This is a genomic window from Plantactinospora siamensis, from assembly GCF_042434095.1.
Lineage (GTDB): Bacteria > Actinomycetota > Actinomycetes > Mycobacteriales > Micromonosporaceae > KBS50.
Genome location: NZ_JBHLUE010000002.1, coordinates 394,658 through 417,208 on the forward strand (window position 1 = coordinate 394,658; position 22,551 = coordinate 417,208).

The window sequence follows — 22,551 nt, forward strand, 5'->3', positions numbered from 1 at the left end:
GCGATGAACCTTCCCTAATCTGAGGCACCGATCGCCATCGGAAATGTCGGCCACCGCCACCCCCCGGCGGAGGCGCCCGGCGATCGGATTCGATAGGAGACGCTGTCCGGTGGCACGTGTGCCCTTCCAGCCCCGGCGCGGACCACGACGCGCCGCTCATCGCATCCTCACGGTGCTTCTCGTCGCCTGCGCCGGACTGCTGCCGGCGCTTGCGGCCCACGCCGGGCCCTCGGTGGACGACATCGAGAAGCAGATCGACAAGCAGTGGGAGCAGCTCGAGCCCACCATCGAGGCGTACAACAAGGTGCACAGCCAGTTGGGCGCCAAGCGGAAGCAGATCACCGACCTGCAGAAGAAGATCGAGCCGCTGTCGCTGCAGAGCGCCATCGCCCTCAACAAGGTTGGCGACCTGGCGATCCGCTACTACAAGACCGGGCCCGGGTCCGATCTGAACGCCATGCTGGTGTCCGGCAACCCGAACACCCTCACCGAGCAGCTGACGTTGCTGGACCAGCTGGCCACGCAGCAGAAGCAGGAGATCGCCGGCGTGCTGGCCACCCGGGACCGGTACAACGCCGAGAAGCAGAAACTGGAGCAGCTGGTCGGCCAGCTCGCTCAGCAGGAGGCCGAGCTGGCCGCGAAGAAGAAGCAGATCAACGCGGAGATCAAGCGGCTGACCGCCTCGCTGCCGAAGACCGTGGTCAAGGTGTCCGGCTGCCCCACCATCAAGGGCGTGGTCAGCAGCGCGGCGTCCACCGCGATCAGGACCGCGTGCCAGCAGGTGGGTGACCCGTACGTCTGGGGCGCTGTCGGCCCCAACTCGTTCGACTGCTCCGGCCTGACCCAGTACGCGTACAAGGCGGCCGGCATCTCGCTCACCCACTACACCGGCGCGCAGTGGCAGTCGGGCCGGGCCGTCAGCCGCGCCGATGCCCGCCCGGGCGACCTGGTGTTCTTCTACAGCGACGTGCACCACGTCGGTCTCTATCTCGGGGACGGCCTGATGGTGCACGCGCCGCGGACCGGGAAGCCGGTCCAGGTCAGCAGGATCGACTACCAGCCGGTGCAGGGTTTCCGCCGGGTCACCTGAGCCGAGTCCGTGAGCCCGAGCCGCTGACGAAAGTGCCCCCGCCGGCAAGCCGGCGGGGGCACTTCGTGCTGGTGGATCAGCGCGGCGCGCCCACCGGCGACGGCAGCAGGTCGACGTCGGCGAGGTTGACGTACATGATGCGGTGTCCGAACTGGACCTGGACGTACCGCATCTTGCCCCGGATCACCGTCCAGTCGCCCGGGGACGAGCCGTCGAAGGTCGTCGCCCGGTAGTACTCGCCGAGCGGCAGGCCGCCCACCACGTACCGCTGGCCGGCCGAGAACGTGTACTGCAGCGGCGTGATGGTCTGGTACGGCACGCCGGCCGGGTAGGCGCTCTGCTCCGGGTAGGCCCGCCCGTACACCGGGATGGTGGCCTTGCCCGCCTTGGGGGTGGCGACCAGGCCGACGGTCCACTTCGCCGCCGGCGCCGATGCCGGGTTGTGGAACCAGCCCTTCTGGCCGAGGTACCAGATGGCCGTCCAGTCACCCTGCCGGTCGGCCACCGCGTACGTCTGGCCGGCCGAGGCCCGGGATCCGTGGTCGGCGATGTCCATGGTGGTCGGGCTGCCGTCCGGGTGCAGGCCCGGGTCGGTCAGCAGCGGCGCGTCCTCGCTGGGCGCGCTGTGCAGGATCACCGCCGAGGAGCCGCGGGACGGGCACGGCGTGCCGGGCGCGTCGCATCCGGTGAACGCCGGCCGGTTGGTGGCGACGTTCGGATCGATGATGACGGCGCCCCCGGCCGGGGCGCCGATGCCGCGGAACGGGGCGTGCAGCAGGTCGAAGTAGTGCGACCAGTCCCAGTACGGGCCCGGGTCCCAGTGCATGCCGCGGACCGTGGATGGGACCGTGCCGGGCACGTTGTCGTGCCCGATGATGTGCTGCCGGTCCAGCGGGATGCCCAGGCTGCGGGCCAGGTAGCTGACCAGCTTGGCCGAGGACCGGTACATGGCCTCGGTGTACCAGGTGCCCTGTGCGGCGAAGCCCTCGTGCTCGATGCCCACCGACTTGGCGTTCACGTACCAGTTGCCGGCGTGCCAGGCCACGTCCTTGGTCTTGACGTGCTGGGCGATCAGCCCGTCGGCCGAGCGGATCGTGTAGTTCCAGCTCACGTACGTCGGATCCTTGATCAGGTCCAGCGTCGTGGCCCAGCTGCCCTCGGTGTCGTGGATGACGATGTAGTCGATCTTCTGCCGGGCCGGCCGGTTCGACAGGTCGTGGTTGCCGTAGTCGCCGGCCGTCGGCCCGTACTGCTCGTACGGCGCCGGCACGTCGATGCAGGCCACGTCCTTCGGGCACTCCAGGCCGTCCGGCCGCGGCTTGGGCGCGCGCAGGCCCAGCCGGTTCAGCCAGGAGCGGACCGGGTCGATCGCGCTCGCGGCCAGCCGCAGGTGGTGACCGTCGTCGGTGGTGCGCTCGGCGCCGGTCCGGATGGTGGCGTACACCTCGTTGGCGAACGCGGCCGCGGCGTCCGCGCTGTCCGCGCCGGAATACCGGGCCACCGCGCCGTACCAGGCCGCCGGGTCGCTCGCGCTCCCCGTCGGTCCGGCCAGTTCCTTCTGGTACGACGCCAGCAGCGCGGCGCCGCCGCGGATGTTGCTGGCCGGGTCGGTACGCAGCGCGCCGGCGCCGGCGCCGGTGAGCTGCTCGGCGGCGTCGACCGTCTGCAGGGACGCGGCCGGTGGCGCGTCGTCGGCCCTGGTCGCGGGCGGCTGGGCCCGCATCGGTCGGGCCGAGTCGCCGCGGGCGTCCTCGGCCGGGCCGTAGTGCCCGGACACCGGCAGCGCCCGGACGTGCGCGGCGTCGGTGAGGTGCATCGGGCCGTATCCGGCCGCGGTGCTCGGGGCGCCGGCGTTGGTGTCCCAACGCGACTCCAGGTAGGAGACGCCGAGCAGGACGCTCGCCGGTACGCCGTACTCGGCGGCCGCCGAGGCGTACTCTTGCTGCCGTGAGTCGTCGGATCCGGCGGCGACCGCCGGCGTACCGGTCGGGGCGAGCGACGCCGCGCCGACCAGTGCGGTGCTGAGCAGGATCCTCCTGCTCAGTGCGAGTTGCGGACGGTGCATCGAACCTCCATTGCCTGGCTGTGGGCTCCTGGTCACCCTCGTCCCTGCGGCGCTCGGCGTCAATAGACTCCGATCGGTCGGCAGGCGGCGTAGCTTTTCTTCATTTCCGACACCCTCCGCTACTGACCGTTATACATAACGATGGAACTTGCGCGTCGGCTTGCGCTGGCTCCCGGCGCTTACCTACTCTTGGTCACCGTCGAGCCGGTATCAGATCGTCCAAGGGGGACGGCAACGGCTCACACCGCCGAATCGTTGTATGAACCGGGGACCCACGTCCCAGGGGTGAATCCGCGGAAACGCGGTAGGGCGCCTTCTCTTCCGCCCGAACCCGTCAGCTAACCCGGTAGGCGGGGAAGGGGAGAAGGAGTACCAGCCTCGGTGGCAAGCCATGCCCCGCGGTCGGCTCCGGTACGTCCGGCTCGCGCCGGCGCCGGACCCCGGTCGCGCTCGCGTTGGTCAGTCGTTTCCGTCGCGGTAGCAGCGGTCGCCAGCGTCATGGCGATGCTGATGGGTGCCGCGCCCGCACACGCCGATCCGTCGACGGCGGAGATCGAGAAGCAGATCGACGACGCCTGGAACAAGCTCGAACCCACCATCGAGAAGCACAACGCCGCCAAGCAGGAGCTGGACGCCAAGCGCAAGCAGGCCGACGCGCTGGAGAAGAAGATCCAGCCGCTGCAGCTGCAGGTGGACCTCGCCATGAACAAGGTCGGCGGCTTCGCCGCCGAGGCGTACAAGGGCGACCAGGCCTCGGCCATCAACGCCATCCTCACCACCGGCAGCCCGAACGCGCTGGTGGACCAGCTCGAGCTGCTCGACCACTTCGCCCACCAGCAGCAGCAGGACGTGCAGGCCGCGTCCGACCTGCGGGCCAAGTACGCCGCGCAGAAGGCGCCGCTCGACCTGCTGGTGGCCCAGCTCACCGAGCAGGAAGCCGAGCTGGCGCAGAAGGCCAAGGACATCAACACCGAGATCGACCGGCTGCAGAAGCTGCGGCTCAAGGTGTACGGCAACGGCGGGGGCGGCGTGTTCGCGCCGGCGCCCTGCCCGGCCAAGTACCCGGGTGGCGACGCCGGCAAGGTGGTCAAGTTCGCCTGCAAGCAGATCGGCAAGCCGTACATCTGGGGCGCCGATGGTCCGAGCACGTACGACTGCTCCGGCCTCATGCTGGCGGCCTGGGCGCAGGTCGGGGTGAGCCTGCCGCACAACGCCGCCCAGCAGTACCACTCGATGCGCCACGTCAGCCGGTCCGAGCTGCAACCCGGCGACCTGGTCTTCTACAACGGCCTCGCGCACGTCGGCATGTACGTGGGCAACGACTGGGTGGTGCACGCGCCGCAGAGCGGCGACCACGTCCGGATGAAGAACATCGACAAGGGCAGCATCGTCGGCTACGGCCGGCCGGGCTGACCCACCCCGCTGTCCGCCCGGGCCCCGGGGTCGCGCACGCGACCACCGGGGCCCGGTGTCGTTGCGGGCGCCGGGCTGAAGCGACACGGTCCGGCACGGCGTGATTACCCCCGCCACGCTCGGCGTTTCCGTGGTCCTTCGTACACGCGTTCGATAGAATGATCCCATGGCATCCTGGACCGAGTTCGCCACCGACGAGCCCCAGCTCGCCGCGGCCATCCGTGGCCTCCTCCAGCAGTACGGGCCGGGGCTGGGTTACCTGGCGACCGTGCGCGCCGACGGTGGCCCCCGGGTGCACCCGGTGTCCCCGGTGATCACCGCCGACGGGCTCTACTGCTTCGTCGTCGACTCACCGAAGCGGCGCGACCTCGAACGGGACGGGCGCTACGCGCTGCACTCGTTCCCACCCGAGGACAGCGACGACGAGGCGTACGTGGCCGGTCGGGCCCGGCCGGTCACCGACCGCGCCCGGGTGGCCGAGCTGGCCGGCTCGCTCCGCGCGGCGCCGCACGTGGACTGGCGATTGTTCGAGTTCAGCGTCGACGTGGCCATGGTGGCCCGCCGGGGCCCCGGCGCCGGCTCCCTCGACGGCGCCGGGACGGACCGTCCCGGCGTCCAGGTCTGGCTCGACCCCGCAGCCGCCGCCCAGAGTGAAAGGAAGGGCCCCCTGTTATCGCTTTCTGCATAGGAAGGGCCCCTTCTTAACGCCAACCGGCGCCGGCCCCCGCGTGGGGCCGGCGCCGGTTCGTGGGTGGGGACGGGGGTGCGGCGGCCGCCGGGCGGGGGCCCGGCGGGGTGCGGCGGCCACCGGGCGGGGGCCCGGCGGCCGGTCGATCAGGAGGCGCGGTACGTGTTCCAGCCGCTCAGCATCCGGCTGGCCTGACCCGCGGTGAACTGGTACATGCACGAGTCGTACGTGTAGTCCATGAAGTTGTGGATCGGGTCGGTACCGGGCGCGGAGCAGGTGTCCCGACCGGTCGGGCACTGGTAGGCGGCCGACGCCTCGGCGGGGGTGTCCGAGACCTGGTCGCCGCTGCCGGAGCAGCCGCCCTGGAACGTGTGGTAGAGGTTCAGCCAGTGGCCGATCTCGTGGGTGCCGGTGTCACCCTGGTTGTAGTTGGTGGCCGTGCCGCCGGGAAGCGACTCGTTGAGGGCCACCACGCCGTCCTGGAGGCTGAGGTTTCTGGTCGGGAAGGTGGCCCAGCCCAGCAGGTTGTCGCTCAGCTCGCCCAGGTAGAGGTTGAGGGTGTTCTTGCCGCCCTTGTGCAGGGCGTTCTTCATGGCCCGCTCGGCCGAGGAGCCGTCGACGATCGGGTACCAGCTCGGGTTCACCGTGCGGTCGATGCTCTGCAGTTGGAAGCCGAACGCCGTGGCCACGCCGCCGGTCGACCCCGCGTACGCCTGGTTGAGCACGCTGATCTGCGAGGTGATCATCGAGTCCGGGATGTTGCCGCCGGCCCGGGTGCTGTCCCGCTGGATGACGTGCACCACCACGGGGACGGTGATCGAGGCGGTCAGCGTCGGGCCGAGCGCCTTCCCGCGGGACCGCTCGGCGGCGGTGGCGGCCAGGTCGGCCTCCCGCTGGGCCACCTGCGCGGCGGTCAGCGAGTCGGGGTCCTTCGCGGCGTGCCCGCCGGCGCGTACCTTGGCGGCGGCCGGCGCGGCGGCGCTGCCGGCTGCCGCGGTGCCGGCCGAGGCGCAGCCGTGCGGGGCGGCGGCGAGCGCGGCGGCCGGGGCGGCCGCCACTCCGACGGCGGCGCTGCTGATCATGAGAGCCAGAGAGGTCGATGCGACTCCGGCGGATCGCCAGGTCGGCAGGTGTTGACGCAGCCCCATGGGCTTACCTCTTCTCCTGACGGTGCGACCCGGGGGTGTGTCGCACCGATGCGAAATCGTGCGCCAGACGTTACAAGACATCGAGAAATTTGAGAACATGAGTCACGTATCGATCATGTTTCGTGCCCCCACTCGCGGCCGCCGACCGCCGCCGGCCGCCGACCGCCGGCGGGCGCCGACCGCCGGCGGGCGCGGTTGCCGGCCCCACGCGCGGTTCAACGGCGGCCCTCGCGGGCTAACGACGGCCCTCGCGGTTGGCTGCGGCGCTCGCCGCTCGCTCGCCGCTGCCGGCCGGCCGCGCCCGCCCGCTCGCCGCTGCCGGCCGGCGGCGGCCGCCCGTTCACCCGCTCGCCGCTGCCGGCCGGCGCCGCTCGCTCGCCGCCCGCTCGCTGCTGCCGGCCGGCCGGCGCGGCGCCCTCGGCCGCGCCCCCTGACCTGGAATGTGAATCTTGGACCGAAACCGTTCGCGGCGGACGGTTTCGGTCCAAGATCTGGTTGGCGCGCCGCGCGGAGAGGTACCTGGATGCACCATGCCGGAGCGACCGGGTAGAGTGGGCCCGCCGGCGGGTGTAGTTCAATGGCAGAACATCAGCTTCCCAAGCTGACAGTGCGGGTTCGATTCCCGTCACCCGCTCCATACGAAGGCCCTGGTCGTGGCATGAGCCACAGCCAGGGCCTTCGATGTTGCTCGGGTCAGCAGCGCCCGACGGGCCATCCGCGGGCCACTAGCCACGCTTCTTGCCCCGCTCGTGCAGCGCCGGCAGGACCGCCGCCGGCGCCGAGACAGCCCGTCGGCCAGCCCGCGACTTTGGCGGACCACGAACGATCCCGACGCCGCGCACCTCGGTGAACGTCTGCCGAACGCGAACCACCCCGGCGTCAGCGTCGACGGCTTGGTCCGGCAACCGCAGGCCGATCATCTGGTCGTATGCGGCCAGGGCCAGGGCCAGGGCGTGGACCTGCTGGGCGATGCCGGCCTTCGCCGAGTCGGCAAGCCGCCGACGGATGGTGTGGTCGGAGCAGGTGGTGGCGCCCACCTGTCGCAGGTAACGCAGCCCGCATCTCCGGCGCTCTCCACAGTGGCCCGATGATGACTTCCCGGGCACAATCCACCCGAAGGGACAGCATGCATCGCCTGTCTGCCAGTATCGCTGCCGGCGCGTTGGGACTTGGGCTGCTCGCCACCGGCCAACCCGCCGTGGCGGCGACCTCCTACGACCAGCCTCTCGTGACGGTCAACTCCACGCTCGTCAACGTTGGCTTCTCCGACATGGTGAAGAGCGCCGCCACCGGCCGGATTCTCATCTCGAGCGGCAAGGACTACGACACCCTCCAGGTCGCCGACCTGGACGGCGGGATCATCGGTACCGTTCCCGGCCAGGCGGGCGCGAGCGGGCTCACGTTGAGCAAGGACGGGCGTACGGCGTACGCCGCGCTCTTCGACGCGGGTGCCATCAGCGCCATCGACGTGGCCACCGGCACCGAGACGGCGCGATACGTCGTCGGCGCCGACACCTGCCCGTACGATCTCGCCCTGGCCGGCGGCAAGCTCTGGTTCAGTTATGGCTGTTACGGCATCTCACCGGCCCGTCTCGGCTCGGTCGACCTTGGGGATCCGGCCGCCCCGATGACCCTCGACCAGGGTGACTACCTGACCTTCACCCCCCGGCTGGAGAGCGGGTCGATCGACGACGGGCTGCTCTTCGCCGTGGTGGAGGGCGTCTACCCTAACCGTCTGATCAGCTATGACGTGTCGGGCGGGACGGCGGTGCGGCGTACCGCGCTGGAGGACACCCTCCAGAGCGTCTCCGAGTTCGCCGTCACCCCCGACGGCTCCGCCGTCATCGTGGCTACCCCCGGCGAGTACCAGTTCACCACCAAGCTCGCCCGGTACTCCGCCACCGACCTGACCGAGCAGGGCCGGTACGCCGTGCCTGGCTCCGTCGTCTCCCTCGGCGTGGAACCCGACGGGCGGATGGCCACCTACTCCGACGACCAGGGGCTCGCCTACTTCGCCCCGGGGGAGTACGAGCCGCGCTGGATGGTCTACCAGGACTTCGCCCCGGGCCTGGAGCCGGCGCACCGCGGGATCGCGCTCGGCGACCAGGACCGGCTGTACGTGGCCACCCGCTACATCAGCAACTCGATGATGAACCTGACCGCCGTGGACGCGGTGCAGCCGCCGGTCGAGGTCACGCCGCTGGAGACCTCGCTGAGCGTCGACGCTCCCGCCTCGGTGGCCGTACGCAAGCCGGCCAACTTCACCGGACGGCTGGCGACCCTGGGCGACACGGAGGTCGGCGTGCAGACGGTGCATGTGACCCGCGAGGACAAGCGGGGCGCGGTCGCCCTGCCCGACGTGCAGACGGCGGCCGACGGGTCGTTCACCGTCACCGACGTGCCGCGGGTGGCCGGTGCGACCAGCTGGCGATTCGTCTTCGACGGCACCGAGCAGCTTTACGGGTCGAGGTACCTGGTCCAGCTGAAGGCCAGTTAGTCTTCCGGTCGGCGGCGGCCGTCCCCGGACGGCCGCCGCCGACCCCACCGAGCCGCTGGACTGAGGCGGCTAGCCCTTTCGCCAGTCGGTGAGCAGTCGGTCCAGCTCGGTCGCAGCGGCGAGGGGATCGGTCGTCTGCAAGATCTCCGCGACCGGCTCTCGGCAGGACGGGTGCCCGGACCACACGATATAGCGGTCCGGGTCGGCGGCGACGCCGATGAATGCCGGCGCTACGGCGCCCTCGCCCTGGTACCAGACCGGCGAGGTGGCGAAGCAGAGCAGCTCGTGGCCGATGAAGGGATAGAAGCGGCGCAGGCGCGTCGTGGCGGCGGCCAGCGCCAACGGGGTCATGATGGGCGCCGGCCAGGTCTTCGACCGGTCGGCGCAGGAAGCGTCATGTCCCCGCGCACAGTCGAGCAGCCACTCCCACGCCTGATCGAGCGTCTCGGCCATTGGCCAATCATCGCCCGGCCCGGATACCGCGGGAAGGCCTCGCCGGCGGCCCCGTCCACGAGCAGCCGCCAGGCACCGGCTCGACCGCAACGTCCTGATGCCGCGAGCAGCGCGCGGGCGTGTCGCAGATCAGTTGGCGGCCGAGTGTCGCGCATCGGTCGACGGAGAACACGGCTGCCGTCAGGGGCTGATCTCCGCGACCATCGTGTCCGAGTCCCGGAACGATTCCACCGTGCGGAACCCCTCGGCGGCGTAGAGCCGCGCGGCGAAGTTCGCCCGCTCCACGCTCAGCGAAACCGCGCGTACGCCACGGTCCCGCGCGGCCGCCCAGGCGGCGCGCAGCAGCGCCCGGCCCACGCTCCGGCCGCGCCACGACTCGACCACGCCGATGCTCAACTCCGGCACGTCGTCGGCGACGTACCCGTAGCCGGGATCGGCGGCGGTCAGGTACCGCAGCCAGGCCGCGCCGACCGCCGCGCCCTCGCAGTCCACCGCCACCACGCCGAAGTCGTCCGGCCGCTGCCACCCCGCGACGTAGTGTGCGAGCGCCGGGTCCGCCATGGTCGCCTCACGCGACCGGTCGGAGTCGGGGGCCCAGTTCACGGCGGCCACGAGCATGTCGGCCAGGAACTCCGCATCGCCGGGGCGGGCCGGCCGGATGGTGAAGTCGAGCACCGGGCAAGTCTTCAGCCGTCGTCGCGGCACAGGCAGAAGGGGTGGCCGGCCGGGTCGAACAGCACCCGTACGTGGTCCTGCGGCTGGTGGTCGGCGAGCCGGGCCCCGAGTGCGAGCGCCTCGGCCGTCGCGTCCGCCAGGTCACCGACCTGGAAGTCCAGGTGCATCATCGGGCGCTGCCGGTCCGGCGACGGTGGCCAGACCGGCGGTTGGTAGCCGTCCGCCCGCTGGAAGACCAGGAAGCTCGCCCCGCCCGGAGTGCCCAGCACCGCGGCCCCGGTCTCCTCGTGGACAATCGGCCAGCCGAGCAACTCCGCATAGAACCGCGCGAGAGCGCCGGGGTCCGGCGCCTCGATCGCCGGTCCCCACCACATTCCAGTCGTCCGAGATCGCATGCGAGCCAGCATGCCATCGTCAGGCCGGTACGCGGCTGGAGCAGGTGGCGAAGCTCAACCGCCGGCCGTCCCACACGGCCGGCCCGGTGCAGGTCTGCCGCTCAATCCGACCGGAGCCGAACCCGTCGGCGGACCCGTCGATGGTGACGGCGGAGGGTGTGCGTACCGCAGTCCAGCGATGCTCCCTCGCCCGGGAGGGCGGCCGCCGCCGGGCCGGTCGGGGGCGCGGACTGCGTCGAGCCGGGCACGGACGTCGGCGTCGCTCGGGCCGCACACCCGGCCAACAGCATGGCGAGGGGCAACACCGCGAATCGTCGGTTCGGCATGGTGGTGGGACGTCCGTTGGTTCGAAGCGGTTCCGGCCGATGCCGGCCCGGGCACCATGGCCTGGGCAGGACCGTCCACAGCGGCTTCGGCCGGCTCAATCCGCCAGGGTGGCCAGAACCAGCTCCGTGACCATCCCGGGCCGGGTGACCATCGCCAGATGATCGGCGTTCCGGCGCCGGACGAGGTACCCGCGCTCCTCCGCCTCGTCCCCCGTACCGCGGTACGCCTCGCTCAGCTGGAGGTAGACCCGCCGCGCGGATTCCCACGCCCCGCCCGCCGCGGGCAGCACCTCGGTCACGACCCTCCATGGCAGCTCCGGCATGCCGTCCAGCACCCGTCGTCGCTGGTCGGGGTCGGGCAGCAGCTCGTCGAGGGGGTCTTCGGGAAACCAGGTGTGCCAGGCCGGCAGTCGACCGGACCCGGCCATCCGGCGCAACCACGCGGCCCGCTCCGGCGGCATGGAACCGACCCAGCTGGTGCCCGGGTACGGCAGGCGGGCATCCAGGAACACGACCGTCAACCGGTCGCCGCCGACCGCTTCGGCGATGCCGGGCAGGTAGGCGCCGGCGCGGCTGTGGCCGACGATGACGGTGGGCGCACCGGCCGGGACGTCGGCGGCCGCCGTGGCGCAGGCCGCCGCGTAAAACGACGGAGCGTCGATCACGGGCCGTAGATCCGGTACGACCACCCGCCACCCCGCCGCCGCGAACCACGGCCGTACGGCATCCCAGGTCGCGCAAGTGAGCAGCGGACTGTGCACGAGCAGCATCGTTGGTAGGGACGGCATCCGCTCATCCTGCTGGTCGCGTGGCCGTCCAGCCAACCGGGCCATGGCCGCCAAGGAGGTACGCTCAGGGCGCGGTCAGCCAGGCCGTGAGCGGGAGCGTGACGGAGTGACCGGCGTACTGGTATCGATCCTTGTCCTGCTGGTGGGGCTCGGCGTCGACCTGTGGGTCTATGCGGACGCGCGGGAACGGCAGCGCGCCGGCAGCCCTGCCGTGGTCTCGGTGGGAACCCTGCGGGTCGACAGCCCGCAGGCGTGGTTCCTCGGCTGCCTGGTCTTGTGGGTTGTCTTCGTCCCGCTCTACCTCACGGCGACGGGACGGAATCCCTTTGCCCCCACGAGTGGTTGAGAACGAGGTCAGCGGAGCCGGTCGGCCGCGGCGGCCGCCACGAAGGCGCGCCAGCCGTCCGGGCCGAACCGCAGCACCGGCCCGGGCCGGTCCTTGCTGTCCCGCACGGCCACCAGGCCGGGCAGGTTGTCGGCCACCTCGACGCAGTTCCCGCCGTTGGTGCCGCTGCGGGTGCTGGTGCGCCAGCGGGCCCCGGTCAGCTCAGCCATCCCCGTACTCCTCCGCGATCGCGCCGATCAGCTCACGCGATTGTTGCTCATCCAGGGCGGCGGCATCCAGCCCACGCCAGACCCGGACGTACGCGGCCACCTCGGCCGGCCGGTCCAGATAGAGCGCCCCGGTCAACCCCTCGCAGTAGATCGTGGTCGGTTCGGCCGGCGTCACCGGCTGCACCCGGGGGAAGTCCAGGATGACGAATGCCCCGGCCTCCCCGGCCAGCGGTGGCCCGGCGGCCAGCGGCAGGACCCGGATGCGGACGTTGGGCAAGAGGCCGTTGTCGCGCAGCGCGTGCAACTGGTCGCGCCACACCATCCGGTCCGGCACCGGCCGGCGCAGCACGGCCTCGCTGAGGATCACGTCCAGGTCCGGCGCGGGCGGCAGCCGGCGGACCAGCAGCCGCTGCCGGTGCAGCCGGACCGCGGACCGGGGTCACGCCGCGCTCGATCCGCCAGACCTTCTGCCGCGAGCAGCCCAGGGCCCGGGCCGCCGCGTCCAGCGAGACGCCCGCATCGGTCCGCAACTGGGTCAGGTAGCGCCCGAGCTGCCGGCGCGGCACCGTGGAACCACCGATCTCCTCCGCCATTCAACCGCCCTCCACCGGTCGACCAGCAGGCTCGACCCGACGTAACGACGGGTGGCGCCCGCGGGTCAACGCGGGGAGGGTCGATTTTCGGTCCATGAACAACAGCGGACCGATGTTGCAGAAACGGCGCCCGAAGCACGGATCACATGTCGCGGATCCGCAACGTCATCATGTCGGGCTCGGACAGCTGCTCGGTGAGGGCATAGATCCGGTTGCCGCGTACCGCCAGCCCGCCGTCGACCAGGCGGTACGCCCAGGTCTCCTGGTTGGGCAGGTGGCCGAAGTCGAAGGTGGTGACGGGCGTCGAGCCGCCCGGTTGGAACACCCACACATCATCCTCGTACGACGAGGCGGTGCCGGCCACCACGAGCCCGTCGTCGCGGACCACCACGGCGTTCGGGTACGTGGTCGTCGGGTACCGGTGCACCTCGGTGAAGTCGGCCGTGCTCAACGCCCGGTGGTAGTACGGGTAACCCGACGCCACGATCACCTGGCCGCCGTCCGGGGTGACCGCGAGCTGCGCCACCGATCCACCGTCGGTCGAGCCGATGGCCCGCTGCACGAGCCCTTCCGCCGTGACCTCGAACCGCACCAGCAGGGCGGGGCTGACCCCCGTCTCGCCGGCGATCAGCATGTTCGGCTGCCCGGGCACCGGGGCCAGCAGCGGGGGTCGGACGATCGTCTGGTCCACGCTCGCGATGGCGTTCAGGTCGTACCTGCCGGTCAGCGGGTCGACCCGGGCGATGCCCGCGTTGGAGCCGTCGTCGCAGCCCAGCGAGACCCACAGCGACCCGGCGGCGAAGGCGAGGTCGCGCGGGCACGACATGGTCCCGTCGTTCGGCCCGACCCAGTAGGAGGTGCTGTCGAAGGTCTCCGTGTCGAAGATGACGATCCATGCTCCGTCGCTGGCCGCGACGTAGAGCTTGCTGCCGTCCGGGCTCAGGGTCATCCCGGCGGCGCCCGCGATGCCCGGCAGCGTACGCAGGATGTGGCCGTCCAGGTCCGTGACGACCACATCGCTGGTGCCCTTGCCTCCCGAGAGGTAGAGCCGGCCGTGCGCCTCGTCCAGCAGGATGTCGGCGAAGCCGTAGTAGGGGGCGTACCCCGGCATCGGGATCTGCACGTCCGAGCCGTTCGACGGCGATGGCGTGGGGGTGGGGGTGGGGCTCGGTGTTGGGCTGGCCGTGGGGGTGGGAGTTGGCCGTGGCTTGTGCCCGGGGGCCGAGGTTTTGGTCGTCCCGCCGGCCGTCAGCCGGGCGACCTGCGCCACCGGCAGCGTGGCCGCCCCGGGCTCTCCGCTCGTCGGTCCCTGCTGCGCCCCGAGCGCGGCGCTGCCGGCGCCGGCCAGCACCCCCAGCACAGCCACCGAGACGCAGGCGCGCTTGATCATCCGATTCATCGGTCCCCGTTCCTCCGCCGAGCGTGCTACCCGGCACCAACGGCGTGTCGGCACCGGGGGGAGCCGGTGCCGACACCGCACGGGCGACGTGTCCGTCGCACAATCGATGAGCGGCTCTTCAATCCCGGACGTTACACAGTGGATCAGCCGTGGGCGTGCGGGTCGAAGCCCTCTGGCGCCCAATCCAGAAACGCGGTGGCCGTGTTCGGGTACCCGCGCGACGTGACGCTCGACGAGATCTCCATCGAGACGTTCTTCCCGGCGGATCCCGGCTCGGCCGACCTGCTGCGGGCGCTGGCCGACGGCGCGGCGTGAGCCCGGCCGGACCGGCCGGAATGCCGTGTGCCGGGCCAAAACCGGCTGGCCACCGGCCGGGCGGGCTGCGACCATCCAGCCATGGTTGACGCATCGGGCGCCCGGATCGGCTGGTCGGACCTGCCGGAACAGGTCCGGCGGTCCGTCGAGGAAATCATCGGCGCGCCGGTGGTCGAGGCCGTGTCGCAGGCCGGCGGCTTCTCCCCCGGCACGGCGGACCGGGTACGCGCCGAGGACGGTCGCCGCGCGTTCGTCAAGGCGGTGAGCCCGGCGCAGAACCCGGACAGTCCCGGGATGCACCGCCGGGAGGCCCTGGTGGCGGCCGCGCTGCCGGAGTCCGTGCCGGCGCCCCGGCTGCTCGGCAGCTACGACGACGGCACCTGGGTGGCGCTCGTGCTGGCCGACGTCGAGGGGCGGCACCCGGCCGTGCCCTGGCGGGCCGACGAGCTGGACCGGGTCCTCGACGCGCTGACCGTGCTGGCCCGGGCGACCACCCCGACGCCGCTGCCCGACCTGCCCTCGGCGGCCGACTCGCTCGCCGCCGACTTCGCCGGCTGGCAGCGCCTCGCCGCCGATCCGCCGGCCGGACTCGACCCGTGGACCATCGACCGGCTGCCCGAGTTGGCGGCCCGGGCCGACCGCGGGCTGGCGGCGCTGGCCGGTGACACGCTCGTGCACCTCGACATCCGGGCCGACAACCTGCTCATCGCGGTCGACGGCACGGTCACCATCGTGGACTGGCCGTGGGCGTGCCGGGGGCCGGCCTGGCTGGACACCCTGCTGCTGCTGCTCAACGTCCGGCTCAACGGCGGCCAGGACACGCACGCCAGGCTGCTGCGGTACGCGGCCGGAGTCGGCGCCGACCCGGACGACCTGCTGGCGGTGCTGGCCGGGTTCGCCGGGTTCTTCCTGGACAGGGCGCGGGAGCCGGCCCCGCCCGGCCTGCCCACCCTGCGGGCCTTTCAACGTGCCCAGGGCGACGTGCTGCTCGACTGGCTCCGCGAGGCCGCGTAACGGACCACAGTGGAGGGGCGCTCTATCGACAGGTGCACTTGGGGCGGGTGAGGCGCTCTCGGCGCGCTCCGGCGCCGCCATCGGGCCGGCGCCATCCCTTGCCCTGTGAGGATCAGATGCAGATCTGCGCGCACCGCTCGTCAGCTACGCGGGCAATCCCCACCGTTTCGGCCGCCCTCGTACTACTCCCAGCCTGTGTGGTCCTGGCCGCGGCTTCCGCCGCCGCACCCGCGCAGGCGGCCGCACCAACCGTGACGATGCCATCGCCGGTGCTGGTGGCCACGCCGAGCCCGGTCGACGGCCCTGTCATCACGGAGCAGTCGTCCGGAGACATCGGCACCGGCACCGTCACCTTCCGGCTGTCCACCGGCTTCGCGTGGTATTCCGGCGGCATGTCGGTGACGGTGACGGACATCGGCAGATGTGGCAAGGACACGTCGCTGCGGCTGGGCGCGGACAACGCCCAGTCGGTGACGATCTATCCAAACGGGCCCGACCTCACCGTGCTGGTCGGCCGCCCCAGCAGCCGCAAGTGCCGGGGTGAGCTGCGATTCGACGGGGTATCCGTGCATGCGTTGCACACCGGTTCGGGCACGGTCAGCTACGCCGGGACGGCGCGGATCACCGGGATTCCCACAGGCACGATCCTCAGTCAGGTTCACACCGGTCCGGGACCGGTTGGCGTCGGCTGGGGCGGAAGCGTGTACGGCAACTCGGGGCAGCCGGGTGGCAGCCGGATCCCCATGCAGATCGACGATGCTCGCGTGCCGGGGGTCGGGCTGGGAGTCTCCGACTGGACCTCGTACGCGATCCAGGCCGACGGCACCGTTCTCGGCTGGGGCCGGTACGCGGACGGGGCCAACGAATCGCAGGTCCCCGTGCTCGTGCAGGGTGTGACCGATGCGGCAGCTGTGACCGGCGGCTCCTACGACAACCTCGCGCTGCGACGGGACGGCTCGGTGCTGACCTGGAGCGCGACGACGGCGCCCACCGTGGTTTCCGGAGTCAGCGGCGCGGTGGCCGTCGAGGCGTACGACCGTACCTTCTTCGCGGTGCAGGGCGATGGAACGCTGATGGCCTGGGGAGCGGGAGACGCCGGGCAACTGGGAACGGGCACCCGCACGTCCTCGGCGACGCCGATGGCCGTGCCCGGGCTCACCGGCGTGGTCGCGGTGTCCGCGTGCGAATACACCGTGCTGGCCCTGACGGCGGACGGTTCGGTGTGGCAGTGGGGATGGGACGGCCAGACCTTCAACCCGGACGGCTCCGGGGCGCTCGTCACGCCGCCCCAGCGGGTCGCCGGGCTCCCGCCGGCCAAGGCGATCGCCGCCGGATACCTGTTCGGCCTGATGGTGGGGCAGGACGGCACGGTCTGGGGCTGGGGCCGGAACAACAATGGGGAGCTCGGTGACGGGACCACCATCACGCCCACCGCTCCGGTTCGGGCCGCCGGTCTCGCGGGCATCGACCAGATCGCTTCGCTGGGCTCCAGTAGCTACGCGGTCGCCAGCGACGGGACGGCCTACGAGTGGGGCGGCCCGTCCACCGACCCGGCCGTGGCCTCGATCGTCAGGCAGCCCACGCCGATCTGGGGCGTCGACCGGGTCCGCTCGATTCTGGCCGGGAACGGGACGGTGCTGGCCACGGTCGAGTGATGCGCGCGAGGTGAGGCTGGCCGACTGGCTCGAAGTGACCGCGTAACGGTCCTCGGCGGCGGGGCGCTCTATCGGGAGACGCGCGGGGGGCCGGGTAGGGCTCTCGGCGCGCCCCCGGCGCTGCCATCGGGCCGGCGCCGTCCCTGCCACGTGAGGATCAGATGCAGATCAGCGCGCTCCGCTCGTCAGCCCTGCGTACGGCCCGTACCGTCGGTGCCGGCCTGGCGCTGTTCGCGGCCGTCGCCGTGCCGGCCACCCCGGCCTCGGCGGCACCCAAGCCCGGCCCGGACCTGGCGGTCCGGACGATGATGCCGGAGACCGTGAACCCGGCAATCGGGGAGGACTTCTCCACGACGATCGACGTCCGGAACTACGGCGCCGGTGTCTCGGACACCGTCACCGTCACCGTGACCGTGTCCCCGCAGCTGCGCCCCGAGGCCCCGACCGGACTGACCGGCTGGGCCTGCAGCACCGGCCCGACCAGCTGGACCTGCACCACCCCGGGGCTCGCGGCCGGCACCTCGGCACCGATGCTGCGCCTGTCGTCGCTCGTGGTCGGCGGAGCTCCGGGCGACCACCCCACGGTCACCGCAACGATCACGCCGCAGCGCCGGGAGACGTACCCCGACAACAACTCGAGTTCGATCAACGTGGTGATCGCCGGGCTCTGCACCGTACGCGGCACCATCTGGCAGGACCTGAACGGCGACGGTCAGCGGCAGCCGGAGGAACCCACGGTGGCGGCCGGCCCGGGCGGGGTCGTCGGAGTCTCGCTCTGGGCGCGTGAGGGCCAGGCGCGCACCGGCAACACCGAGGCCACCGTCAACCCGGACGGCACGTGGTCGATCGAAGCTCGCACCGGCACGCTGTACGAGGTGCGGGTCGAAGCCGCGAACACGTACGACTTCACCAGCGCCAACGTGGGCGACGACGGGACCGACTCCGACATCACCCACGGCTACCAGTGGGACCCCACGCTGCTCGGCGCCAGCGACGAGTTCCTCGCTGAGCCGGACGCGACGTACGTCGTCGACGCGGGACTCGTGGCGCGTTCCTGAGGAGCCGCCGCCCGCCCGGAACTCTCACCCCCCGCTCCGGGCGGGCGGCACCCCGGTCCGGGACCCGGCCGCGCGGCTGCCGGACTCATCCGCGCGGCCCCCGGGCCGGGCCGCGCGGCGTGCCAGCAGGATGCCGGCGTCCACGGCACCCAGCGCCACCGTCCCGACGGCCTCGACCAGCAGGGTTCCCCGGGCGCCCAGGGCCGCGGTGAGCGGTCCGCCGAGCGCGCTGCCCAGCGGCACGGCGAGCACGGTGACCGCGCCGTTGGCGGCCAGCACCTGCGGCAACCGTGCGGTGTCCACGGACTGCTGGAAGATCGACATGGACATCGACATGTACGGCGCCCACGCCAGCCCGGCCACGCCCATGCAGCCGAGAGCCAGCGCGGTCGGCGCGCCGAGGCCCAGCGGGAGCATGGCCGCGCCGAACCCGGTGACGATGCCGAGCACGGCCGGCCACCTGCGCCACCGACGGAGGTAGCCGGTGCCGAGACCGCCCATCAGCGCTCCCACCCCGAACGCCGTGTAGAACGCGCCTAGCGTGGCGGCCGAGCCGTGCAGGTCGCCCACCACGAGCAGCGGGAGCGCCACGTACACCGGGCCGAACAGGAAGAAGAACCCGAAGGTGAGGCCCAGCAGGCCGAGCAGCTCCGGGTTCCGCCGGAGCACGGCGAAGCCCTCGCCCCGGCTCGAACCACCGGCCGCCGGCGTCGCCCTGTCGGTCGTAAGCGGCTCGGTGGGGGACGGCGCTGCCCGGTCTCCGGGGGGCAGAGCGAGCCGGTAGGTGAGGGCCAGCACCGCGAACGTGCCCGCGTCGATCGCCAGCACCCAGACCACGCCCACCCAGCCGGCCAGCAGACCGGCCAGCGGCGGTCCGACGATGGTGGCGAACTCGGAGATGGTGGTCAGCACGGCGTTCGCCGGCAGCCGATGCCGCGCGGTGAAGATCTCGGCGATCAGCGTGAACCGGCCGGCGGATCCCCACGAGTGCAGCAAGGCGGAGGTCGCCAGCAGGACGACGTACAGCTCGATGCCGAGCACGCCCGCGAGGTGGGCGACGGGGATCGCCGCCAGCGCCGCGCACCGGAGCGCGGCGTCCCAGCCGGCCAGCCGGGCGCCGCGGTGGCCGCGCAGCCACCGGCCGAAGGCCACCGTGCCCACGGCGCCGGGCAGCGTGTACGCGGCCACCGCGACCCCGATCCAGGTGCCTCGGTGTGCCGCGGGCGCGAGCTGCATGGCCAGCCAGGACACCGCGAGCAGCCCCATCCCGTCGCCGAGCGCCGAGACGAACAGCCCGGGCAGCACCCGCCGGAACGACGGGTGGGTGAGCACGGGCCAGTACGGTGAGCGGCGGATCGCCGTGTCGAGTGCCATCCGCCCATTCGAGGCCGCGGCCCCGGCGGCGGACAAGGAAAGCTAGCCGAGGGCAGAATCCGCTACCGGCGTACGGGTGTCGGCCCGGTGCGCGTACACCCGCAGCCAGTCGCGGCGGGCGCGGTTCCGACCGCTCCGCCGCACCACGAAGCCGGCCTCCGCCAGCAGCCGGGTGAGGTCCGGGAGCCGGTGCAGGGTGAACCAGCGTCGGCGGTCGGATCCGTAGTTCGCGGCCATCTCCCAGCCCTCGCCGTCCCCCTCGGACACGTTGAGGTGCAACGCGCCGCCGATCCGCACGATCCGGGCAAACTCGGCAAGCACCGCGGGCACCTCGGCCCGCGGAATGTGCAGCAGCGCGGCCTGGCACCAGACGCCGTCCAGCGACCCGGACCGCACCGGCAGCCGCCGCATGTCGGCCTGCGCCACGCCGGCCACGCCACCGGCGCGGAGCTGGCCGAGCGACAGGTCGAAGCCGACCACCCGGACGCCGTGTGCGCGCAGCAGCTCGACCTCGCGACCCGGTCCGCAGCCCACGTCGGCCACCAGGCATCCCGGGCCCAGATCCGCCGCCAGCCCGGCCGCGTCGGCCCGGATCCGCTCGTCGGGTGTCGCGTTCACCCGGGCGTACGTCTCACTGATCAGGTCGTACGTCTGCCGGGTCTCGATACTGATCTCCGACACCCGGTCAGCCTAACCGGCGCCGGACGGCGTGGCGGCTGCCGTAACGCCCGCGCTGCGGGCCGGGGAAAATCGCTGTCCGGTTGGCGGCGCACGATGCTAGACAGCGGCGGTGGAACAGACCCTGGGGTTCACCGACCTGCTGCGCCTGATCGACGAGCGATCGGCCGCATTCCGTGCCGCGGTCGCCGCCGCGTCCAGCCTCGACGTGCGGGTGCCGCCGTGTCCCGAGTGGACGCTGTTCGATCTCGCCCAGCATCTGGGCGAAGGCCGCCGGGCCTGGGCGGCCACCGTGGCCGCCGGACCGCAGGCCACCGGGAAGGTTGCGCCGACGGACGACCCGGTCGCGCCGCGCGAGCGCGAGGCCCTGCAGGGCTGGTTGGCCGATTCGACGCGGCAGCTGCTGGACGCGCTGCGGGAGGCCGGTCCGGATCGCGCCTGCTGGGCGTTCTGGGGCAGGTCGCAGTCGCCGCTGACCTGCGCCGCCGTCGCCCGGCGCCAGCTCCACGAGATCGCGGTGCACACGTACGACGCCCAGCTCGCCGTGGGCGCGCCGCAGCCGCTGCCGGACGAGGTCGCCGTCGACGGCGCCGAGGAATTCCTGCTCACCTTCTGCACCACGACGGTCGCCTGGCCGCACGAGCCCGCCGTCGTCGACTACCACGTCCCCGAGGGTCGCTCCTGGCGCAACTGGCTCTCCGGCGACGGCGCGCGGGTCGCCCGTCTCCCCGGGTCCGGCACACTGCCCGCCGCCGCCGCCGGCGCTGACCCGGCCGACACAGCCGCGGACCCGGCCCACCCCTCGGCGGACCAGGCCGACATGGCCGCGGACCCGGCCGACGTGCCTGCGGACCGGGCTGGCGTGGCCGCGGACCGGGCTGGCGTGGCCGCGGACCGGGCCGGTATGGACGCGGACCGGGCTGGCGTGGCCGCGGCGCCGGTCGACGCCTCCGCCCGGGGCGCGGCTCGGGATCTGGTGCTCGCCTTCTATGGCCGCATCCCGCTGGACTCCCTGAAGCTCGACGGCGACCGGCGGCTCTTCGACCAACTCGTCGAATGGGACCCCGAGCGGTAGGACGTTCCGGCAAGCGGCAAGCCGGTCGAGCGCCGCCAGATCTTGGACCGAAACCGTTAGCTCGTGACGGTTTCGGTCCAAGATTCACATCGGGCCGATGCCCACCACCGGGTTGAGCGCGCCGGGCCGCAGGGACCGGGCAGAAAACGTCTGGCGGCTCTACTGTGGATGGCATGCCGACGGATCGACGAGGCTTCTGGACCAGGCGCAGGGTGTTCACCGTCATGGGCGCCGCCGCGCTGCTGGTGCTGACCGGAGCCGTCATCGAGCTTTTCGTCGGCGGTGCGGCTCACCGCTGGGGGATGCTGCTGGTCATGCTGGGATCCGTCACCACCATCGTCGGCATCATCGGCAACTCGTTCCGGCAGTCGTACGCCGAGCAACCGCCCGGACCCCGCTCCCCGCGATGACCCCACGCCCGCAGCGCAGCGACTACGACGACGACCCGGCGCGGTTCCGGATCAACCGGGAGGCCACCCGGCGGTTCGTCCGCGGTGGGGACGTCCATGTCGAGGTGGCCGACCGGTTAGCCGCCGAGGGCCGCAATGCCCTCGATGGCCGTGTCGCCGGGGGCCGTGTTGCCGGTCCAGTGTTGGACATCGGCGGGAACGACGGCATGCTGGCGCGGCTGCTCGCCGTTCGGGGCGTACCGGCCGTGGTGCTTGATCGGGCCGTGAGTGTCGCGCGGGCGCCGTGCCCGGCGGTACGTGCCGACGCGGACCGGCTGCCGTTCCCGGACGCCTCGTTCGCCGGGGCCGCGGCGCTGTGGATGCTGTATCACCTTGCCGAGCCGGTCCGCGCGATAACCGAGGCCCGGCGGGTCCTCCGACCCGGCGGCCTCTTCGTGGCCTGCACCCCGAGCCGGTACAACGACCCGGAACTTCGCGACGTGTTGCCCGGGTGGGGGCAGCCGGGCACGTTCGACGCCGAGGAGGCGGCGGAAATGGTGGCCGGCGTCTTCGGCGAGGTCGAGGTGCTGCGCTGGGACGAACTGCTGGTGCGACTGCCGGATCGGTCGGCGATCGCCCTGTTCCTGCGCGGACGTGGGCTGACCGACACCGCCGCGTGCGAGGCCGCTGGACGGCTGCCGACGCCGTTGGAGGTCACCAAGCGCGGGCTGCTCGCCTGGGCCCGCCGTCACTGACGCCCGCCGCGGTCGAACGCTGTGGCGGTCCGCGGGGCGACGAGTTTCCGACGGGCGTGCGATCCGTTGCCCGACAGCCGGCCGGCCGGGCTCGGGCGAGGCTGTGGAGCACACGGCCGCCACTGACCGGCGGATCAGGAGCGACATGAAGGA

At 72.4% G+C, this 22,551-nt stretch carries 23 protein-coding genes, 1 tRNA gene, 1 pseudogene and 1 riboswitch; of the genes and pseudogenes, 12 read left to right on the forward strand and 13 right to left on the reverse strand.

Annotated elements, in window-relative coordinates; translation table 11 throughout:
* Window positions 1-43: 43 nt before the first annotated feature.
* The gene (locus ACFFHU_RS03355; protein WP_377335512.1) at window positions 44-1,090 is read left to right on the forward strand and encodes an NlpC/P60 family protein; all 1,047 of its coding nucleotides are present in this window, start codon (window positions 44-46) and stop codon (window positions 1,088-1,090) included.
* Between the two features lie 76 nt (window positions 1,091-1,166).
* On the opposite strand, the gene ACFFHU_RS03360 is transcribed toward ACFFHU_RS03355, so the two are convergent.
* Window positions 1,167-3,155, reverse strand: coding sequence for an N-acetylmuramoyl-L-alanine amidase (locus ACFFHU_RS03360; protein ID WP_377335514.1), 1,989 nt, complete (start codon window positions 3,153-3,155; stop codon window positions 1,167-1,169).
* 235 nt (window positions 3,156-3,390) lie between these two features.
* A riboswitch (cyclic di-AMP (ydaO/yuaA leader) is annotated at window positions 3,391-3,523 on the forward strand.
* A 136-nt stretch (window positions 3,524-3,659) separates the two neighbouring features.
* Here ACFFHU_RS03360 and ACFFHU_RS03365 point away from each other — a divergent pair.
* Window positions 3,660-4,568, forward strand: coding sequence for a C40 family peptidase (locus ACFFHU_RS03365; protein ID WP_377335516.1), 909 nt, complete (start codon window positions 3,660-3,662; stop codon window positions 4,566-4,568).
* A gap of 166 nt (window positions 4,569-4,734) precedes the next feature.
* Window positions 4,735-5,256 (forward strand): pyridoxamine 5'-phosphate oxidase family protein, encoded by a 522-nt coding sequence (locus ACFFHU_RS03370; RefSeq protein WP_377335518.1) that lies wholly within the window; start codon window positions 4,735-4,737, stop codon window positions 5,254-5,256.
* A 146-nt stretch (window positions 5,257-5,402) separates the two neighbouring features.
* Here ACFFHU_RS03370 and ACFFHU_RS03375 read toward each other — a convergent pair whose 3' ends face one another.
* Entirely contained in the window at window positions 5,403-6,404 is a 1,002-nt protein-coding gene (locus tag ACFFHU_RS03375; protein WP_377335520.1) for a zinc metalloprotease, read from the reverse strand.
* Window positions 6,405-6,967: 563 nt separating this feature from the next.
* On the opposite strand from ACFFHU_RS03375, the gene ACFFHU_RS03380 reads away from it, so the two are divergent.
* Window positions 6,968-7,041 (forward strand) — tRNA-Gly (locus ACFFHU_RS03380).
* 88 nt (window positions 7,042-7,129) lie between these two features.
* Here ACFFHU_RS03380 and ACFFHU_RS03385 read toward each other — a convergent pair.
* Window positions 7,130-7,441 (reverse strand): hypothetical protein, encoded by a 312-nt coding sequence (locus tag ACFFHU_RS03385; protein ID WP_377335522.1) that lies wholly within the window; start codon window positions 7,439-7,441, stop codon window positions 7,130-7,132.
* Window positions 7,442-7,530: 89 nt separating this feature from the next.
* Here ACFFHU_RS03385 and ACFFHU_RS03390 point away from each other — a divergent pair, with 89 nt between their 5' ends.
* Complete coding sequence (locus ACFFHU_RS03390; protein WP_377335524.1) at window positions 7,531-8,901, forward strand: YncE family protein; 1,371 nt, start codon at window positions 7,531-7,533, stop codon at window positions 8,899-8,901.
* A gap of 69 nt (window positions 8,902-8,970) precedes the next feature.
* Here ACFFHU_RS03390 and ACFFHU_RS03395 read toward each other — a convergent pair whose 3' ends face one another.
* From ACFFHU_RS03395 to ACFFHU_RS03410, 4 genes are all read right to left on the reverse strand, one after another.
* The gene (locus ACFFHU_RS03395) at window positions 8,971-9,354 is read right to left on the reverse strand and encodes a hypothetical protein (RefSeq protein WP_377335526.1); all 384 of its coding nucleotides are present in this window, start codon (window positions 9,352-9,354) and stop codon (window positions 8,971-8,973) included.
* A 180-nt stretch (window positions 9,355-9,534) separates the two neighbouring features.
* Window positions 9,535-10,029, reverse strand: coding sequence for a GNAT family N-acetyltransferase (locus tag ACFFHU_RS03400; protein ID WP_377335528.1), 495 nt, complete (start codon window positions 10,027-10,029; stop codon window positions 9,535-9,537).
* An 11-nt stretch (window positions 10,030-10,040) separates the two neighbouring features.
* Entirely contained in the window at window positions 10,041-10,424 is a 384-nt protein-coding gene (locus ACFFHU_RS03405; protein WP_377335530.1) for a VOC family protein, read from the reverse strand.
* A 421-nt stretch (window positions 10,425-10,845) separates the two neighbouring features.
* Window positions 10,846-11,538, reverse strand: a complete 693-nt coding sequence (locus ACFFHU_RS03410; protein WP_377335532.1) for an alpha/beta fold hydrolase — start codon at window positions 11,536-11,538, stop codon at window positions 10,846-10,848.
* Window positions 11,539-11,644: 106 nt separating this feature from the next.
* On the opposite strand from ACFFHU_RS03410, the gene ACFFHU_RS03415 reads away from it, so the two are divergent.
* A complete protein-coding gene (locus tag ACFFHU_RS03415; RefSeq protein ID WP_377335533.1) occupies window positions 11,645-11,884 on the forward strand; it encodes a hypothetical protein in 240 nt (79 codons plus the stop codon).
* 8 nt (window positions 11,885-11,892) lie between these two features.
* On the opposite strand, the gene ACFFHU_RS03420 is transcribed toward ACFFHU_RS03415, so the two are convergent.
* The 4 genes and pseudogenes from ACFFHU_RS03420 to ACFFHU_RS03430 all read right to left on the reverse strand — a co-directional run bounded on the left by ACFFHU_RS03420 (window position 11,893) and on the right by ACFFHU_RS03430 (window position 14,085).
* Window positions 11,893-12,093, reverse strand: a complete 201-nt coding sequence (locus ACFFHU_RS03420; protein ID WP_377335535.1) for a DUF397 domain-containing protein — start codon at window positions 12,091-12,093, stop codon at window positions 11,893-11,895.
* Window positions 12,086-12,514: a DUF5753 domain-containing protein gene (locus ACFFHU_RS03425; protein ID WP_446686786.1), complete on the reverse strand. Its 429-nt coding sequence runs from the start codon at window positions 12,512-12,514 to the stop codon at window positions 12,086-12,088. The genes ACFFHU_RS03420 and ACFFHU_RS03425 overlap by 8 nt, the downstream gene beginning before the upstream one ends.
* Window positions 12,515-12,560: 46 nt before the next feature.
* Window positions 12,561-12,686 (reverse strand): annotated as a pseudogene (locus ACFFHU_RS31655) (helix-turn-helix domain-containing protein); the annotation flags it as partial.
* A gap of 142 nt (window positions 12,687-12,828) precedes the next feature.
* Window positions 12,829-14,085, reverse strand: a complete 1,257-nt coding sequence (locus ACFFHU_RS03430) for a hypothetical protein (RefSeq protein WP_377335537.1) — start codon at window positions 14,083-14,085, stop codon at window positions 12,829-12,831.
* A 396-nt stretch (window positions 14,086-14,481) separates the two neighbouring features.
* Between ACFFHU_RS03430 and ACFFHU_RS03435 the strand changes: the two genes are divergently transcribed.
* The 3 genes from ACFFHU_RS03435 to ACFFHU_RS03445 all read left to right on the forward strand — a co-directional run bounded on the left by ACFFHU_RS03435 (window position 14,482) and on the right by ACFFHU_RS03445 (window position 18,127).
* Window positions 14,482-15,414, forward strand: a complete 933-nt coding sequence (locus tag ACFFHU_RS03435; RefSeq protein WP_377335539.1) for a phosphotransferase — start codon at window positions 14,482-14,484, stop codon at window positions 15,412-15,414.
* Window positions 15,415-15,671: 257 nt separating this feature from the next.
* Entirely contained in the window at window positions 15,672-17,069 is a 1,398-nt protein-coding gene (locus ACFFHU_RS03440) for an RCC1 domain-containing protein (RefSeq protein WP_377335541.1), read from the forward strand.
* A gap of 161 nt (window positions 17,070-17,230) precedes the next feature.
* Window positions 17,231-18,127, forward strand: a complete 897-nt coding sequence (locus ACFFHU_RS03445; RefSeq protein ID WP_377335542.1) for an SdrD B-like domain-containing protein — start codon at window positions 17,231-17,233, stop codon at window positions 18,125-18,127.
* A gap of 24 nt (window positions 18,128-18,151) precedes the next feature.
* On the opposite strand, the gene ACFFHU_RS03450 is transcribed toward ACFFHU_RS03445, so the two are convergent.
* Window positions 18,152-19,501 (reverse strand): MFS transporter, encoded by a 1,350-nt coding sequence (locus ACFFHU_RS03450; RefSeq protein ID WP_377335544.1) that lies wholly within the window; start codon window positions 19,499-19,501, stop codon window positions 18,152-18,154.
* A gap of 42 nt (window positions 19,502-19,543) precedes the next feature.
* Window positions 19,544-20,182 (reverse strand): class I SAM-dependent methyltransferase, encoded by a 639-nt coding sequence (locus ACFFHU_RS03455; protein WP_377335546.1) that lies wholly within the window; start codon window positions 20,180-20,182, stop codon window positions 19,544-19,546.
* Window positions 20,183-20,291: 109 nt separating this feature from the next.
* Here ACFFHU_RS03455 and ACFFHU_RS03460 point away from each other — a divergent pair, with 109 nt between their 5' ends.
* The 3 genes from ACFFHU_RS03460 (at window position 20,292) to ACFFHU_RS03470 (ending at window position 22,398) form a co-directional block, all read left to right on the forward strand.
* Window positions 20,292-21,254 carry a maleylpyruvate isomerase family mycothiol-dependent enzyme gene (locus tag ACFFHU_RS03460; RefSeq protein WP_377335548.1) on the forward strand — a complete coding sequence of 321 codons (963 nt, stop codon included), beginning with the start codon at window positions 20,292-20,294 and terminating at the stop codon, window positions 21,252-21,254.
* Window positions 21,255-21,427: 173 nt separating this feature from the next.
* Window positions 21,428-21,664, forward strand: a complete 237-nt coding sequence (locus tag ACFFHU_RS03465; protein ID WP_377335550.1) for a hypothetical protein — start codon at window positions 21,428-21,430, stop codon at window positions 21,662-21,664.
* On the forward strand, window positions 21,661-22,398 hold the full coding sequence (locus tag ACFFHU_RS03470) for a class I SAM-dependent methyltransferase (RefSeq protein WP_377335552.1): 738 nt from the start codon (window positions 21,661-21,663) through the stop codon (window positions 22,396-22,398). Before ACFFHU_RS03465 ends, ACFFHU_RS03470 begins: the two co-directional genes overlap by 4 nt.
* Window positions 22,399-22,551: the final 153 nt, after the last annotated feature.